Source organism: Nitratireductor aquibiodomus (assembly GCF_900105565.1).
Classification (GTDB): Bacteria; Pseudomonadota; Alphaproteobacteria; order Rhizobiales; family Rhizobiaceae; genus Nitratireductor; species Nitratireductor aquibiodomus.
The window spans coordinates 1,965,244-1,981,791 of the sequence record NZ_FNSL01000001.1; the positions used below are offsets into that span (position 1 = coordinate 1,965,244).

The window sequence follows — 16,548 nt, forward strand, 5'->3', positions numbered from 1 at the left end:
ACCGTTAATCCGCCACCATAAATTGCGTGCAATGGCTTCAGGCCCGCGGATGGGCGGCATCGTAGATTTCGAGAAGCCGCGCCGTGTCCACGCCCGTATAGACCTGCGTCGTGGAGAGGCTCGCATGGCCCAGAAGCTCCTGGATCGCGCGCAGATCGCCGCCGCGCCCAAGAAGATGCGTGGCAAAGGAATGCCTGAGCGCATGCGGCGTTGCCGTCTCCGGCAGGTTGAGCGCGGAGCGCATGCGCTTCATCTCGCGCTGAATGATGGCCGGTTGCAAGGCGCCGCCACGCGCGCCGCGAAAAAGCGGCCCGTCTGCCTCCAGATGATAAGGGCAAAGACGCTGATACTCGGCGACCGCCTCGGCAGATACCGACAGCACCGGCACAAGCCGTGTCTTGCCGCCCTTGCCGGTGATCCTGAGCGCGCCCTGGCGCAGTTCCCCGACCTGGCCGCCCAGAAGCCCAAGCGCCTCGGAAATGCGAAGTCCGGCTCCATAAAGCAGCGTGAATACGGCGGCATTCCGCGCCGCGATCCATGGCTCTTCGGCAAGTTGCCCCTCGCCCGAGGCAACCTTGCGTGCATCGGCGGCCGTTAGCGGCTTGGGCAGCGCGCGCGGAGCACGCGGCGCCTTCAGCGCAGCCGCAGCCGCTGCGTTCACCAGCCCCCGACGCTCCAGATAACGCAGAAACGAGCGAACCCCGGCAAGCCCGCGCCCGAGCGTGCGCGCTCCCGCCCCCCTGCCCCGCCGAAAGGCCAGAAAGGCGCGCAGGTCCGCCGGGCGCAGCTCGGCAATGTCAGCGAGACCTGGTGCCTCGCCGCAATGCCCTGTGAGAAACTGCAGAAACTGCCGCGTGTCGCGCTCATAGGCATCGACGGTCAGCGCCGAAAGACGCCGCTCATCGGCCAGCGAGGCAAGCCACCTGGTACGGGCCTTCTGGAGGTCGGGCTTTGCGGAAATGAGGAAATCCTGGTCCATACGCGGCATTCTGAACCAGTCCGGTTAGCGAGCGGTGAAGGCGGGCGAATGACGGCTTCCTTCTCCCCGCCTGCGGGGAGAAGGGGGCTTTGAAGTCGGCGTCCAAAAAAGCAAGAGCTGCTATGCGCCCTCGACCTCCTCGCGCAGCATTTCAAGTTCCAGCCACTCTTCTTCCATCTTCTCACGGCTGGCGCGCGCGGTGTCCAGCTCTTTGGAAAAGCGCTGAAAAGCGGCTGCATCCCGCGTGTAGAGGTTCGGATCGGCGAGTTTCTCTTCCAATGCCGCGATCTCATCCGCCAGCTCATCAATCTTCTTGGGCAGTGTCTCCAGCGCAAACTTCTGCTTGTAGGAGAGCTTCTTGGCAGCCGATTTGGGCGCGCCCGCATTGCCGGCGGGCTTCGCCTTCTGCTGCTCGGCGCCGCGCGCCTTGCGCCGCTCCAGCTCCTCGCCCTTGCGCTGCGCCATCATGTCGGAATAGCCGCCCGCATACTCGATCCAGCGGCCATCGCCCGCAGGCGCAATGGTGCTCGTCACCGTACGGTCGAGGAAATCGCGGTCATGGCTGACGAGCAGCACCGTGCCGGGAAAGTCCTCGACAAGCTCCTGCAGAAGGTCGAGCGTCTCCATATCGAGATCGTTTGTCGGCTCATCGAGAACCAGCAGATTGGCCGGCCGTGCGAGGAGCCGGGCCAGAACCAGCCGCGCGCGCTCACCGCCCGAAAGCTCGCGGATCGGCGTGCGCGCCTGCTCCGGTTTGAACAAGAAGTCCTTCATGTAGGAAACGACGTGCCGCTCCTGCCCGTTGACGACGACGCTGTCGCCGCGCCCGTCGGTCAGGAAGTGAGAAAGCGTCTCCAGCGGATCGAGCGCTCGCTTCTGGTCCAGAATGGCGATTTCCAGATTGGCACCGAGCCGCAGCGATCCCTCATCGGGCTCAAGCTTGCCTGTCAAAAGGTTGATCAGCGTCGTTTTGCCGGCGCCATTGGGCCCGACAAGACCAACCCGGTCGCCACGCAGAATGCGCGTGGAGAAGTCCTTGACCACCTGCAACCCGTCATAGGATTTGGCGAGCCCCTTCGCCTCGATGACGAGTTTGCCGGATTCGGCAGCGTCGCTCGCCGCCATGGTCGCCACGCCTTCCGCGCCGCGGTGGCTGCGGTGTTTCTCGCGCAGCGCCTGCAACTCTCCCAGACGGCGCACATTGCGCTTGCGGCGCGCGGTCACGCCATAGCGCAGCCAGTGCTCTTCACGCTCGATCTTGCGGGCGAGCTTGTGCTGCTCGCGTTCTTCCTCTTCGAGCACCTGATCGCGCCAGTCCTCGAAATGGGCGAACCCCTTGTCGAGCCGGCGCGTCACACCCCGGTCGAGCCACACGGTTGCGCGGCTTACCTTTTCCAGAAATCGGCGGTCATGCGAGATCGTGACCAAAGCGGAAGAGGTCCGTTGCAACTCTTCCTCAAGCCACTCGATGGTGGCAAGGTCGAGATGGTTTGTCGGCTCATCGAGCAGTAGCAGATCCGGCTCCGGTGCAAGCACGCGCGCAAGTGCCGCCCGCCGCGCCTCACCGCCAGAAAGCGTCGCCGGGTCTTCATCGCCCGTGAGACCCAGCCGGTCGATGACAAGCGCCACCCGGTTGATGTCGTCGGCAGGCCCAAGCCCCGCCTCCACATAGGCGCGCACGGTCGCAAAGCCCTGCCAGTCGGGCGTCTGCGGCAGATACCGTATGGTTGCCGTCGGCTGGCGAAAAATCTCGCCATCCTGCGACTCCACGATCCCGGCGGCAATTTTCAACAGTGTCGATTTGCCGGAGCCATTGCGCCCCACCAGCGCAAGCCGCTCGCCGGGGCCGACCATCAGCGAGGCACCGGCAAGCAGCGGCGTGCCACCGAAGGTCAAACGAATGTCATCCAGCTTTAAAAGGGGCGGCGCCATGGTTCAGCGTTCTCCGTCATTCAGTAGATGCGCCATGAACAGCGCCCGGCCCTTCATGAGCGTGATGGAAAGGCCGCCATCCGCCACATTGGAAAGCGTGAGCGATGATCCGAACGGCACCTCCACGGCATCGAGCGGCCATTTCGCGCCTTCGACCGTGAGGCCGGAAAGCTCCGAAAAGCCGAGGATCGAAAACAGTGTGCCATCAGCATAGGCGAAGCTGTGGCGCTGCCCGGAGACGAGCGGCACGCCTTCCTGATGCCCGCTCGTCAGCTTCGCGGCAATGCCGCGCTCGGAGAGCTGCAATGCCTGAGCGAAATGCAGGAACATGTGGTCGGCCCGTTCGCCTCCGAAGGCGCCGGCCAGCAGAAGGCTTGTCGCCCCTGCCTCCAGAGCTGCCGCAATCGCGATCTCGCCGTCGGTCTTGTCCTTCTCGGAGGGGAAGGTGCGGCGCGCCACGTCGGCATAGGCATCCTCAAACCCGTCGGGCACGGAATCGAAATCCCCCACCCAGAGCTCGGGCTTCACATCCAGAAGCGCAGCATGGCGCATGCCCGAATCCGCTGCGATGATGCGGCTGTCGGCGATTTCGGCATCGAGGGCCGGTGTCCGGGTGAGGTCTCCGCCAAGGAGAAGGGTAAATCGGCTCATGGGCGAGGCCCATATCATGCCGGCGGGCCAGCGCCAACGGCGTTTGCGCCATTCACCCCCCTTGCGGAGCTGCGCACCGCGCCCTATTTTCCCGGTCGCTCTAACGGGGTGCCGACGCATTGTCGGCTGAGAGGCTTGGGAAGAACCCAACCAACCCGCGGAACCTGATCCGGTTGATACCGGCGGAGGGATTAGACGCTTTTCGGACAGCGCCTCATTCCCAGACCAGAAAAGAGGAGGCGCAAATGCGCACCACCACCCTGCTTTCCACTCTGGCGCTCGGCGCGCTGGTTCTTTCCGGCCAGGCATTCGCCCAGGAAAAGCTCACCGTCTACACCTATGAGAGCTTCACGTCCGACTGGGGCCCAGGCCCACAGGTGGAAAAGGCGTTTGAGGCGGAATGCGCCTGCGACGTGGAATTCGTTTCGGTCGCCGATGGCGTGGCACTGCTCAACCGTGTCCGGCTTGAGGGTGCATCCACCAGGGCCGACATCGTGCTTGGCCTTGACAACAACCTGATCCATGAGGCGCAGGAGACCGGCCTCTTCGCGCCCCATGGCATCGACATGGCGAAAGTGAGCGTGCCGGGCGACTTTGAGAACGACGTTTTCGTGCCCTTCGACTATGGCTATTTCGCTTTCGTCTACGACACCGAAGCCATCGAGACGCCGCCGGAAAGTCTGAAGGATCTGGTGGAGAGCGAGGGTGATCTGAAGATCGCCATTCAGGACCCGCGCACCTCCACGCCAGGGCTTGGTCTTCTGCTCTGGGTCAAGGCCGTCTATGGCGACGAGGCGGCCACCGCCTGGAGCCGGCTACAGGACAAGGTGCTAACGGTGACGCCCGGCTGGAGCGAGGCCTATGGGCTGTTCACCAGCGGTGAGGTTCCCATGGTGCTCTCCTACACCACCTCGCCCGCCTATCACCGCATCGCCGAGGATACGGAGCGCTACAAGGCAGCCAGCTTCGCGGAAGGCCATTACCTGCAGGTGGAAGTGGCAGCACAGACGATTGCGGGAGCGAAGAACCCGCTGGCGCAAAAGTTCCTCGCCTTCATGACCGGTCCCGGCTTTCAGGACGCCATTCCCGAAACCAACTGGATGTTCCCGGCCGGAGAAATCTCCGGCCCGCTGAACCCGGTCTTCGATGACCTTGTGAAACCGGAAAAGACGCTCGAATTTTCACCTGAGGAGGTTGCAAAGAACCGCAGGGCATGGGTCGATGAGTGGCTTTCGGTGATGAGCCGCTGACCATCCCACACGCGCCCGCCATGGACAGACGCATAACAGCGGGGCGCTTCGCGCTTACCGCCATCGGCCTGCTGATCGGCGGGGCCTTCATCGGTCTCGCCGTGGAGGCAGCAGGCCAGGGTGCCGGCGCGCTGGAGGCGTTCGATGCCTGGCTGTTGCGCATTGCGCGCTTCACGCTCTGGCAGGCGCTGCTGTCAACACTGCTTTCTGTTTTACCAGCGATCCTTCTGGCGCGGGCGCTGGCACGGCACCCTGCCTTTCCGGGACGTGCCTTCATCCTGCGCCTGTTCGCCGTGCCGCTTGCGCTACCGGCCATCGTGGCAGCCCTTGGCGTGCTCGCGCTCTATGGCCGTGCAGGCTTCTTTGCACCGTTCCTGTCGGTCGCCTTCAACGAGCACTGGCCCGGTATTTATGGCCTTTCGGGCATTCTGGTCGCCCATGTCTTCTTCAACCTGCCGCTCGCAACGCGGCTCTTCCTGAACGCGCTTGAAAGCGTGCCGGCAGACCAGTGGCGTCTTTCGGCCCAGCTTGGCATGGGCGCGCGCGCCTCGTTCCGGTTTCTCGAATGGCCGGCCATGCGCGCTGCCCTGCCCGGCATCGCCGGGCTCGTCTTCATGCTATGCGTCACATCCTTCACCATCGTCTTGCTGCTTGGCGGCGGGCCGCGCGCCACCACGCTGGAAGTGGCAATCTATCAGGCCTTGCGCTTCGACTTCGACCCCGCGCGCGCACTGGTGCTCACCCTCATTCAGGTGGCGCTCGCGGGCAGCATCGTTCTGGCGATGAGCCGTCTCGGCGCTTCCTTCAGCGGCGACGCGAACCTGCCTGTCGCGCCCCGCCGGATCGTCTGGCACACACCCGCCGAAACCGGTCTCAACGCGACCCTCATTCTCATCGGCCTGTTCTTCGTCGCCGGCCCGATGGGCGCGACCGTGATTGCCGGCCTCAGGGCCGATCTCGGGCGCCTTGCGACCGAAAGCGCGGTCTTCTCCGCCACGACGACCAGCCTTGTCTTCGCGGGCCTTTCGTCGCTTCTCTGCCTCATCCTTTCTCTGGCGCTGGTCGCCGCCCGGCGCGCGCTGGAAATGAAGCGCGGCGCCCTGCCCGCAACCCTGCTGGAGCGCGCAACGGACAGCGGCGCCGCCATGGTGTTGATCGTGCCGCCGCTGGTCATCGGCGCGGGCTGGTTTATTCTCCTGCGTCATGTGGGCAATGTCTTCGCTTTCGCGCCGGCCATGGTCGTTACGGTCAATGCAGTGATGGCCATGCCCTTCGCCATACGCGCCATCCGTCCGGCTTATGATGCCGCGAGCGCCCGTCATGAAAGGCTGTGCCTGTCGCTCGGCATCACCGGCTGGACCCGGCTGCGCCTTGTCGACTGGCCGGCGCTCACACGCCCCGCCGCCACCGCACTCGCCTTTGCCGCGGCCCTTTCGCTGGGCGATCTTGGCGTCATTGCCCTGTTCGGCTCCGATCAGGTGCAGACCCTGCCATATCTCCTGCTGCAGCGCATGGGCAGCTATCGCACGGCGGATGCCGCCGGCATTGCCCTTTTTCTCGGGCTGCTGTGTCTGGGATTGATGTTTATCGCCGATCGCCTCGGCAGGGAGAAGACATGATCAAGACCGCCGCTGGACATGGCGCCCGAATCGCTCTGGAGGCGTTGCAATTCGCTTACCCGGGCGGGAGTCCGATGGCGTTCGACGCGACCATCGCTGCGTCAGACATCGTCGCCGTCATGGGCCCGAGCGGCTCGGGCAAGTCGACCCTGCTCAGCCTGATTGCCGGCTTTGAGCGACCCGCATCGGGCCGAATCCTCATCGATGGCCAGGATGTCTCTGCGCTTACTCCCCACCGCCGGCCGGTCTCCATGGTGTTTCAGGAAAACAATCTCTTCGCGCATCTCACCGTCGCCCAGAATGTAGGGCTTGGCCGCTCACCCTCTCTGAAACTGACGGAAGAAGACCGCGCGGCCGTCTCGGACGCTCTTGCGAGAACCGGCCTCGCCGGCAAGGAAGACCGGCTGCCGCAGGCGCTTTCGGGCGGCGAGCGCCAGCGCGTGGCACTTGCCCGCGTTCTGATTCGCAAACGTCCGGTTCTCCTGATGGATGAACCCTTCGCCTCGCTTGGACCGGCGCTGCGCGACGAAATGCTCGCGCTCATAGCCGCGCTGCACGCAGAACAGAAAATGACGGTCCTTATGGCCACGCACGATCCGCGCGATGCGGAGCGGCTCTGCAAAACCATGATCTTCGTGGAAGATGGAAGAATCTCGGCGACGGGTACAACCGGGGCGTTTGTTTCAGGCACAGCGTCGGAAGCCTTCAACCGCTATATAGGCGCACGCCGGGAAATCAATTAAGCTCCAAGAAATGGATTCCCCTTTTGCAGCTTATACGCTAGACCGTGCCCCGGATCGGACATGACGAAATGCTGAGGGAACCAAACGCGTGGCTCGCACATTAATGGCGGTCATGCTTTGGACAAGATCAACCGGAAGGACATTCACCTGTCCAATCGAGCGCCCGCTACCATGAACTTCCTGCCGTCAGCGCGTTCCTTGCCGCGCAAAACTGTCCTGGCCCTGACGCTCACCGCGCTCCTGTCCGGCTGCCAGATGATTCCGACCGACACAGGCAGCTTCATGCCCTCGTCCAATCCGGTCACGGTGGACACGGTAACACGCGGCAACCGCCTGGCGCGCCTTGCCCGCCAGCAGCACCCGCGCATCCTGCAGACTTACGGCGGCGAATACTCCGATCCGAAGCTCGAGCGCATGGTGGCCAAGGTCGTCGGCTCGCTCACGCTCGACGAACAGAACACCGGCGCCGCCTACAGGATCACCATCCTCAACTCGCCGAACGTCAATGCGTTCGCCCTGCCCGGTGGCTACCTCTACGTCACACGCGGCCTTCTCGCGCTCGCCAACGATTCGGCGGAACTTGCTGCCGTGCTCGCGCATGAAATGGCGCATGTGACCGCCAATCACGGCATCGAGCGGCAGAAGCTTGAAGCGGAAGAAAAATTCGCGTCGAAAGTGGTCAATGAAGTGGTCGGCGGACGCGATCAGGCGGCCCAGGCCGCTCTGGTGCGCGGCAAGCTCCGGCTTGCGCAGTTCTCCCGCAATCAGGAGCTTGAAGCCGACCGTATCGGCATCCGCACCACCTCCCATGCGGGGTATGACGCTTTCGCGGCGGCACGTTTCCTTCAGGCGATGGACGCCTATCAGGGCTTTCGCAGCGTCAGCGGCGCGACTGACGCTAGCCTCGACTTTCTGGCCAGCCACCCCAATGCGCCGCGCCGTATCGAACTCGCACAGCGCCATGCCCGCGAACTGCAACAGCCGGACGCGGCAGGCAAGCGCGACCGCGAGTCTTTCCTCGCCGGCATTGACGGGATGATCTACGGCGATTCGCCGGAAGAAGGCTTTGTGCGCGGGCGCGATTTTCTGCATCCGGGCCTCGGCGTCGCGTTCCGCGTCCCCCAGGGATTCGTCATCGACAATTCCGCAAAGGCGGTCACCGCCGTCGGGCCCGACGACATCGCGGTCCGTTTCGATGGCGCAACGGTGCCCCAGGGCACGTCCCTGTCCGACTATCTGACCAGCGGCTGGGTGGCCGGACTGGAACCTGAGACCATCCGCACGCTCACCATCAATGGCTACCCGGCTGCAAAAGGCCGCGCCAGTGCCGACGGCTGGCAGTTCGACGTGACGGTGATCCGCTCCGGCGGGCAGGTTTATCGTCTGCTGACAGCCGCGCCGGCGACGAGCGGTGATCTTGAAAGAGTCGCCGATTCGGTCAGCCAGAGCTTCCGTGTTCTCGACCAGACCGAGCGTGCGGCCCTCAAGCCCCTGCGCATTCGCGTGGTTACGGTTCAGCCCGGCGAAACACTGGGTTCGCTGGCCGCACAAATGCGCGGCGTCGATCGGAAAGTCGAACTGTTCCGCCTCCTGAATGCGCTCAGCCCGGGCGCCACGCCGTCAGCGGGGACCAGGGTGAAGATCGTCACCGACCAGTAGGGCAATTCCAGGGAAAGCTGAAACCGGTTGTTTGTCCGGAACTGCGTGAAACGCCGAAGCGGGCCACGCAGCAGCACTACCGAACAGTCTCTCAGACTGCGCCACCTGCAAGCGCGGGATGTTCGCGCGAAAGCACGCTGCGCAGCTTCTCGATCGCCCTGCTCTCGATCTGGCGGACGCGTTCCTTCGATATTCCGAGCGCCGTGCCAAGCGCCTCCAGCGTGGCCCCCTCATCCGACAGGCGACGCTCGCGGATGATCTTCAGTTCGCGTTTGTCGAGAACATCGAGCGCATCGGTAAGCCAGAGCGCCCGGCGTTCGCCATCGATCATCTGCTCAACCGTTTCGTCGATTGGATCGTCATCGGAAGGAATAAAATCCATCCGCTCTGCGGACGCCTCCCCTTCATCGCGCATCGGGGCATTGAGGGAAAGATCGGGACCGGAAAGTCTTGCATCCATCATGGCCACGTCTGCCGGCGACACACCGAGAAGCCTGGCCGCTTCCTCGTGGATCTCGCTGGAGGTTCCCATGCTCTTCTGCAGCTTCGCCCGCAGCCGGCGAAACTTGAAGAACAGCGCCTTCTGCGCAGAACTCGTTCCGCCGCGCACGATGGACCAGTTGCGCAGAACATAGTCCTGCATCGAAGCGCGTATCCACCAGGTTGCGTATGTCGAGAAGCGCACGCCCCGCTCCGGGTCAAAGCGCGCGGCGGCTTCCAGAAGGCCGATATGGCCTTCCTGAATGAGATCACCCACCGGCAGTCCGAAGTTCCGGAAGCGGGCGGCCATGGCAATAACCAGCCGCATATGGGCCACGGTTAACTGGTGAAGCGCCTGCTGATCGTGCTTCCTGTACCAGCGCTTCGCCAGATCCTGTTCTTCTTCCAGCGCCAGATACGGCGCCTTCATGGCACTTTCAATCAGTTTGCGTTCCGCCCGGTCTTGCATGATGCACTCCCGCGTTACGGCCCGCCCCCCTTAAACAAAGGCTTCGCGGACCTCCAAGCCCAAACGCACCGGCTCTGGCCAATGCGCGGTTCGTTCTGTCAGAGCGTCGTTGACGCACCGTCCAAACACGCGCGGCCACGCCAATGGCGGATATCCCGAAAACCCCGACAAGAGCCGTCACAAGGCTTCGCAAACTGCGGTGATCTCGACCGAAGCAACGAGACATCACCTAAAGTAACGAGTCGTAAACAGGAAAAGTTCCAGCAGCGGCAAAATTGAAGCCGGCAACAAAAAACCCGGCTGAAGCCAGCCGGGTTTTCTAGTTCACCATGCGTCCATCCGGACGCACAAAGGACGATCTAGAGGATTGATGGAGCATCGAAACAATCCGAAAACCGGATTTCACCTTTCGGTTCGATGCCCTGAAACCAGTTGAAGGGGAAGCTTATGCCGCCTCTTCCTTCTCGCCTTCCTCATTGTCGGCCTTCGCACCGCGACGCGGGCCCTTGTTGAGGTTGGTCTCAATCAGGCGCACGGCCTCCGTCTCCGACATGCGGTTAACGGCCGCGATCTCGCGCGCCATGCGGTCGAGCGCGGCTTCATAAAGCTGACGCTCCGAGTAGGACTGCTCCGGCTGGTTGTCGGCGCGGTAGAGATCGCGCACGACTTCCGAAATCGAGATCAGGTCACCCGAATTGATTTTTGCATCATATTCCTGGGCGCGGCGCGACCACATGGTGCGCTTCACGCGGGCGCGGCCCTGCACAACCTTGAGCGCGCGATCAACATAGTCGGTTTCGGAAAGCTTGCGCATGCCGATAGACGTCGCCTTGGCGACCGGCACCTTGAGGCGCATCTTGTCCTTCTGGAAATCGATGACGAACAATTCCAGCTTGTGACCGGCGACTTCCTGCTCTTCGATCGTAACGATCTGCCCGACGCCATGCGCCGGATACACAATATATTCGCCAGTCTTGAATCCCTGGCGCTGCGCCGATTTCTTCTGCTGGGTGGTCATCCGCCTAACACTCCTGTTCTAGTGGGACATGCAGGTTTCGTCTCGCCTCGACGATACCCCGTGCCCATACGCCTGCCGGCTTCTCGGACGCATAGAAAATTGAAAGCTCTGGAAGATGGTGACAGCGCCTGCACCTAAGGCCCGCCACGCAAACCAATACACCCTGACCCAGATAGCCCCGGTCCGGATTTTGAGCCCCACCTTTCAGTGATTAGTCTGTGTGCGCCATCAAAAGACGTGTTGTCACCGGCATGATTTTGTGAAGCTACCACAAAAAGCCGAAAGAATCAAGAATTTGACGCATGTGCGAAGATGTCGCGGCAGAATCCTGCGCGATCGCCCCGTCTTTTAGCGTTATGCCCCACGGTCAAAAAGTGGGTTCAGTCTCCTTCGCCGGGCTCCGGCGAAAAATACTGTTCCAGCTTGTTTTCGACGCCATCGAATTCCTTGGCGTCGGCCGGAGGCTCTTTCTTAGCGGTGATGTTGGGCCATTTTTCGGCATATTCGGAGTTGAGCTGAAGCCAGCTGTCCAGCCCCGGCTCCGTGTCGGGCTTGATCGCCTCTGCCGGGCATTCCGGCTCACAGACACCGCAGTCAATGCACTCATCCGGATGGATGACGAGCATGTTCTCACCTTCATAGAAACAGTCTACCGGACAGACTTCTATACAGTCCATGTACTTGCACTTGATGCAGTTGTCGGTGACGATATAGGTCATTGGTGCTCTCGGCTGACAGCTTCTTCGAATGTCGAGAGGTGAGGTATCCCCTTTGAAGAGCCGTTGCAAGGCCCGTTGTTGCGCCGCAATCGTCGCAGGCGGAATCCCATTCCAGCCTTCACAGACCGCAATTCAGCATCACCCATCGTCGCGCCATCGGTCGAGGGCACGACGTTCCTTCTTGGTCGGGCGCCCGGCCCCCATATCGCGCTTTGGCGGCACCGCCGCGGTCACGGCCTCCTTCGGCGGAGCTGGCGGGGTCATGTCCTCGTAAAGCGTCCGCGCTTCTTCTGCAGGACCGCGCCGCGCGCCCGGCGCGAGGACACGGTAGACGAGTATCCGCCGGTCGAGGGAAATGGTGAGCACGTCGCCCACCTTGATCTGGTAGGCGGCCTGCTCGATCTTGTTGCGGTTGACGCGAACCCGCCCGGCCTGGGCGAGCCTGGCGGCGAGCGAGCGTGATTTCACCACCCGCGCGAAGAACAGCCACTTGTCGATGCGCTGCCGTTCTAAAGCCGTTCCGCTCATTGCATGGCGCTACTTCTTCAGCTGGTCCTTCAGGGCAGCGAGCTTCGCAAAGGGTGAATCCGGATCAATGCGCGCCGGGCGCTCCTCACGCGGGCGGTGCGGTGCGCCCTTGCGCTTGAAGCCCGGCTTTTCGCCATCCTTGCGGTGCGGCTTGCCTCGCTTCTGGGCCCCGTCACGCTCCTGACGCCCGCGCGCCTGCTGACGCGGGTTCCCCTTGCCTGCACCATGGCGCTTGCGCCCGTCAAAACGGGCCTGCCGCCAGATGAGGACCGGCTTGGGCTCTTCTTCTTCTTCTTCTTCTTCGCCGGCTGGCTTTTCGGCCGGGGTTTCGGAAGCAGGTGCTTCAGCCGCCGTCTCGGGCGTCGCATCCGGTTCGATCTCTGCCTCAGGCGCCGAGGGCTCTTCAGGTGTCTCCGCTACGGCGGGTTCCACTGCCACTTCCTCATTCGGCTGCGTAGCAGCAGCCTCGGTCTGCGTGGCAGCGTCCGCGCCCTCAGCCACAGGCTCGGCGGGTTTGGCCTCCTCGGCCTTCTGCGTGGCATCCTTTTCCGCAGCCGCCTCATCCAGCGCCTTCAGATGCGCCGCCACCTCTTCGGCCGGTTTCGGCTCCCCGCGATAGCCCAGCCCCTTGAGGATCGCCTCCATGTCGTCGGCAGTCGCACCAAGAATGGACATCATCGCCGGCGTGACCACAAAGGCCGCACCGTCATAACCACCCTCCGGACGTGCTCCCGTTCCCGGCTTCCAGGAAAGCGCGGGACGGATGAGGTCCGCAAGGCGTTCCAGGATGTCGACGCGCACGGCACGGCGGCCGAGATTGCGATACCCCGCAAGACCGTAAAAGGCCTTCTCAAAGGCCGGGTCGGTCACGATGGACGTGCGGCCGGCGGCAAGCGCGGTCACCACATCGCCATAGCCCGGCTTGTCCTTTGCGTCGTTCTTGAGCGCCCAGAGAAGCGACAGGAGACCGGCCGGTGCCGGCTTGATCAGCGCGGGGACAAAGATGTGATACGCGCCGAAGCGCACGCCGAGGCGACGCAGCGATGCACGCGCGTCCTGGTCCAGCGCCCGAACGTCTTCAGCCACAGTGCGGCGGTTCAGAACGCCAAAATTCTCGGCGAGCTGGAAGGCGATGCCACGCGCCATGCCCGACAGGCTTTCCGTATCGCGCAGGTCCACCAGCGGCTTCAGGAGAGATTCGACCTGATAGGTCACAAAGCGCTCGGCGCGGGCGGCGACCTTGTCGCGCGCCGGTCCAGTCAACTGCTCGTCGGCCAGGAGCACGATGCGCGGCTTCAGCGCATCCTCACCGGCCACCAGAGTGGCAATCGGCTGGCCGAGCCAGCGCAGCAGGCCGTCGGAATCGAGCGCCAGGTCCCCATTGCCCGACGCGGCAAAACGGTCCGCGCGGGTTTCAAACTCGGCGGCAAGCGCTTTCTGGGCGGCAGCCTTGACGGCGCGCGCGTCCTCTCCTTCCGCCGAACGGTCGGCGGTAAAGCGGAACCCTAGCATCTCACCAACGTGATGCCCCTCGACAAGGACTTCGCCAACGGGGCTGATTTCTGCTTCCGGCATTGCATTCTCTCTCAGGCGCTTCATGAGCACGGAAGTCCTGCGGTCCACAAAGCGTTTCGTCAATCGCTCATGCAACGCATCGGACAAACTGTCCTCAATCTCTCGTGTTTTTTCCTGCCAGTGTGTCGCATCGGCCAGCCATCCGGGCCTGTGCGAGACAAATGTCCATGTGCGAATCTGCGCGATCCGCTGTGATAACGTGTCGATGTCCCCCTCGGTGGACGAGGCACGCTTGACCTGTTCGGCCATGTAGTCTTCATCGACATGGCCCATTCGCGCCAGATCAGAAAAGACTGCACCAACAATTTCCGCGTGCTGGGCCGGTGCGATGCGCCGGTAATCGGGCAGCACACAGGCCTCCCACAGGAGCCCGACACGCTCGCGTCCCTCGGCCAGCGCCCGGACATCCCCTTCACGCGAAAGGAATTCGAGCACTTTCGCATCGGCGGCCGGCAGCGCGCGCGTCAGGCCGTCCACGGGCGGCGGCGTATCGAGCGACGCCTTGAGCGCATCGACACTGGAAAGATCAAATGAGGCGGTGCGCCATTGCAGCACCTTCACGGGATCGAACTCATGCGCCTCGATGCGGTGGACCAGTTCATCGGCGAAGGGGTCGACCTGGCCGGTAACGCCAAACGTGCCGTCGCGCAGGTGCCGGCCGGCGCGGCCTGCAATCTGCCCGAGCTCCGCCGGATTAAGATCGCGATACTGGAAACCGTCGAATTTGCGGTTCTGCGCGAAGGCCACGTGATCGACATCGAGGTTGAGCCCCATGCCGATCGCATCCGTCGCCACCAGATAGTCGACATCGCCGGACTGATAGAGCGCGACCTGTGCGTTGCGCGTGCGGGGGCTCAGCGCGCCGAGCACCACGGCCACCCCGCCGCGCTGGCGGCGGATCAGTTCGCCAATGGCATAAACCTCGTCGGAGGAAAACGCCACGATGGCCGAGCGACGCGGCAGCCGCGTGATCTTGCGCGAGCCGGAATAGGTGAGCACCGACATGCGCGGCCGGGTGATGACGGAGAGGCCCGGCAGGAGCTTTTCCAGTATGCCACGCATCGTGCCGGCCCCGAGCAGCAACGTTTCCTCGCGGCCCCGCAGATGCAGGATACGGTCGGTGAAAATGTGGCCGCGTTCGAGATCCGCGGCAAGCTGGACCTCGTCGATCGCAACGAAGGCCACATCGGCCTCACGCGGCATCGCTTCCACAGTGCACACCGAAAAGCGTGCCCCCGGCGGCGCTATCTTTTCCTCGCCGGTTATCAGTGCCACATGATGCTCGCCCACCTTGGCGACCACGCGCGAATAGACCTCGCGCGCAAGCAGGCGCAGCGGCAAGCCGATAATGCCGCTGGAATGCGCAACCATGCGCTCGATGGCGAGATGCGTCTTGCCCGTGTTGGTAGGGCCGAGGATGGCTGTGACGTTACGCCCCGAAAGCACCCGGGGGCTGGCGTTCTGATTCTGGAAATTCATAGGGCCCGGAAAGCCGTCTACCTCAGCGAAAAAAGGCGAGCACACGGGTTAGCACGCTTTGCCTCCGCATTCCAAGGCAAGACTGTCATTCCCCCGACAATGACTGCCATATGCCTTCGCATATCCATGCATCCGTTAAGGTTTGGAACGAGTCTGGAACGAATCGGCGACGAATCACTGACTTTGCAGATTTCCCGTTTTGTTCACCCCAACATACTGTATGACGCAGAGGAAGCGGAACTAGATGCTGAATCTGTGCCAAACGGGAAGTGCCGCAAAGGAAGGGTGACCGTTAACCTTTTGCAGGCAGCGGAGACGCAGGTCCGTTCTTCCCTGCACAAGCATAAGATTTTGTTAGGAAAATTTGACCGTCTGTTAACAGCCGCACCGTGCAGATGGAGACCTGGCATTAACACTTCGACCAAACCCGGAACGAATCAGAGACGAATCAGTGATATCGCAATGTTCCCGGTACGTTCACCGCTACATCTGGTGTTTTCCACTGCCTGTCGACAGATAGCGCACGCCTTATCCACAGCTCGGCTCCGGCAGGATGAATGCTCCGTTAACCGAATTGCTTCAAATTGATACAGAATCGAGGGCCCGGAACGCCACGATCGATCCACAGCGTCCCGAAAATTTACGGCGCGGCACGCCTGATTTTCATCAGATGAAGTATTGTCCGCCATTGACGGTCAGCGTCGAGCCAGTCACGAAGCCTGCATCGTCGGACGCCAGGAAGAGCACCGACCGTGCGATTTCCGACGCCTCGCCCAGCCGCCCCACCGGGATCTGCGCGACGATCTTCTCGCGCACCGCTTCCGGCACGGCCATCACCATGTCGGTGGCGATATAGCCCGGGCAGATCGCATTCACCGTCACATTGAAACGCGCCCCCTCCTGGGCCAGCGCCTTGGTGAAACCGATCTCGCCGGCCTTGGCGGCCGAGTAATTGGCCTGGCCCATCTGGCCTTTCTGACCGTTGATCGAGGAAATACTGATGATCCGGCCGAACTTGCGCGAGCGCATGCCGGCGAAAACCTGATGCGTCATATTGAAGACGCCGTTGAGATTGACATCGACCACCGCGCGCCAGTCTTCCGGCGTCATCTTGTGAAACATCACATCGCGCGTGATCCCGGCATTGTTGACCAGAACATCTACGGGCCCGAGATCGGCTTCGATCTTCGCCACACCCTCGGCACAGGCGTCATAGTCGGCGATCGACCATTTATAGGTGGCGATGCCGGTTTCCTCGGTAAACCGGGACGCCGCCTCGTCATTGCCCGCATAGTTCGCCGCAACCTGATAGCCCGCCTCTTTGAGAGCTGTCGCTATCGCCGCGCCGATACCACGGGTTCCCCCGGTAACAAGTGCCGTCTTCATGCAGATCGCCTCCCTTGAGATGAATCTTCCCCGCCGCCTTCGCCCTATTGTGCCTGAGCGA

Annotated in this window: 13 protein-coding genes and 1 riboswitch; of the genes, 4 read left to right on the top strand and 9 right to left on the bottom strand. The window is 62.7% G+C overall.

Going from position 1 to position 16,548, the window contains the following annotated elements; all coding sequences use genetic code 11:
* Positions 1-37: 37 nt before the first annotated feature.
* The 3 genes from BLW55_RS09335 to BLW55_RS09345 all read right to left on the bottom strand — a co-directional run bounded on the left by BLW55_RS09335 (position 38) and on the right by BLW55_RS09345 (position 3,562).
* Complete coding sequence (locus tag BLW55_RS09335) at positions 38-979, bottom strand: tyrosine recombinase XerC (RefSeq protein ID WP_090328505.1); 942 nt, start codon at positions 977-979, stop codon at positions 38-40.
* Between the two features lie 120 nt (positions 980-1,099).
* Positions 1,100-2,911: an ABC-F family ATP-binding cassette domain-containing protein gene (locus BLW55_RS09340; RefSeq protein WP_090328508.1), complete on the bottom strand. Its 1,812-nt coding sequence runs from the start codon at positions 2,909-2,911 to the stop codon at positions 1,100-1,102.
* Between the two features lie 3 nt (positions 2,912-2,914).
* Positions 2,915-3,562 (bottom strand): thiamine diphosphokinase, encoded by a 648-nt coding sequence (locus BLW55_RS09345; protein ID WP_090329938.1) that lies wholly within the window; start codon positions 3,560-3,562, stop codon positions 2,915-2,917.
* Positions 3,563-3,656: 94 nt separating this feature from the next.
* A riboswitch (TPP riboswitch) is annotated at positions 3,657-3,770 on the top strand.
* A gap of 37 nt (positions 3,771-3,807) precedes the next feature.
* Between BLW55_RS09345 and thiB the strand changes: the two genes are divergently transcribed.
* The 4 genes from thiB to BLW55_RS09365 all read left to right on the top strand — a co-directional run bounded on the left by thiB (position 3,808) and on the right by BLW55_RS09365 (position 8,833).
* Entirely contained in the window at positions 3,808-4,812 is a 1,005-nt protein-coding gene (gene thiB, locus BLW55_RS09350; RefSeq protein ID WP_090328510.1) for a thiamine ABC transporter substrate binding subunit, read from the top strand.
* A gap of 20 nt (positions 4,813-4,832) precedes the next feature.
* Positions 4,833-6,431 carry a thiamine/thiamine pyrophosphate ABC transporter permease gene (thiP, locus tag BLW55_RS09355; protein WP_090329939.1) on the top strand — a complete coding sequence of 533 codons (1,599 nt, stop codon included), beginning with the start codon at positions 4,833-4,835 and terminating at the stop codon, positions 6,429-6,431.
* The gene (thiQ, locus tag BLW55_RS09360; protein WP_090328512.1) at positions 6,428-7,174 is read left to right on the top strand and encodes a thiamine ABC transporter ATP-binding protein; all 747 of its coding nucleotides are present in this window, start codon (positions 6,428-6,430) and stop codon (positions 7,172-7,174) included. Before thiP ends, thiQ begins: the two co-directional genes overlap by 4 nt.
* Positions 7,175-7,345: 171 nt before the next feature.
* Positions 7,346-8,833 (top strand): M48 family metalloprotease, encoded by a 1,488-nt coding sequence (locus tag BLW55_RS09365; protein ID WP_083213114.1) that lies wholly within the window; start codon positions 7,346-7,348, stop codon positions 8,831-8,833.
* A 91-nt stretch (positions 8,834-8,924) separates the two neighbouring features.
* Here the strand turns inward: BLW55_RS09365 and BLW55_RS09370 are convergent, their stop codons facing one another.
* From BLW55_RS09370 to phbB, 6 genes are all read right to left on the bottom strand, one after another.
* Entirely contained in the window at positions 8,925-9,782 is an 858-nt protein-coding gene (locus BLW55_RS09370) for an RNA polymerase factor sigma-32 (protein WP_007007552.1), read from the bottom strand.
* 445 nt (positions 9,783-10,227) lie between these two features.
* On the bottom strand, positions 10,228-10,800 hold the full coding sequence (locus BLW55_RS09375; RefSeq protein ID WP_007007553.1) for a CarD family transcriptional regulator: 573 nt from the start codon (positions 10,798-10,800) through the stop codon (positions 10,228-10,230).
* A gap of 380 nt (positions 10,801-11,180) precedes the next feature.
* Positions 11,181-11,519 (bottom strand): ferredoxin FdxA, encoded by a 339-nt coding sequence (gene fdxA / locus BLW55_RS09380; protein WP_007007554.1) that lies wholly within the window; start codon positions 11,517-11,519, stop codon positions 11,181-11,183.
* 138 nt (positions 11,520-11,657) lie between these two features.
* Complete coding sequence (locus BLW55_RS09385; RefSeq protein ID WP_007007555.1) at positions 11,658-12,047, bottom strand: RNA-binding S4 domain-containing protein; 390 nt, start codon at positions 12,045-12,047, stop codon at positions 11,658-11,660.
* A 9-nt stretch (positions 12,048-12,056) separates the two neighbouring features.
* Positions 12,057-15,101: a helicase-related protein gene (locus BLW55_RS09390; protein ID WP_090328513.1), complete on the bottom strand. Its 3,045-nt coding sequence runs from the start codon at positions 15,099-15,101 to the stop codon at positions 12,057-12,059.
* 666 nt (positions 15,102-15,767) lie between these two features.
* A complete protein-coding gene (gene phbB / locus BLW55_RS09395) occupies positions 15,768-16,487 on the bottom strand; it encodes an acetoacetyl-CoA reductase (protein WP_090328515.1) in 720 nt (239 codons plus the stop codon).
* Between the last annotated feature and the right edge of the window lie 61 nt (positions 16,488-16,548).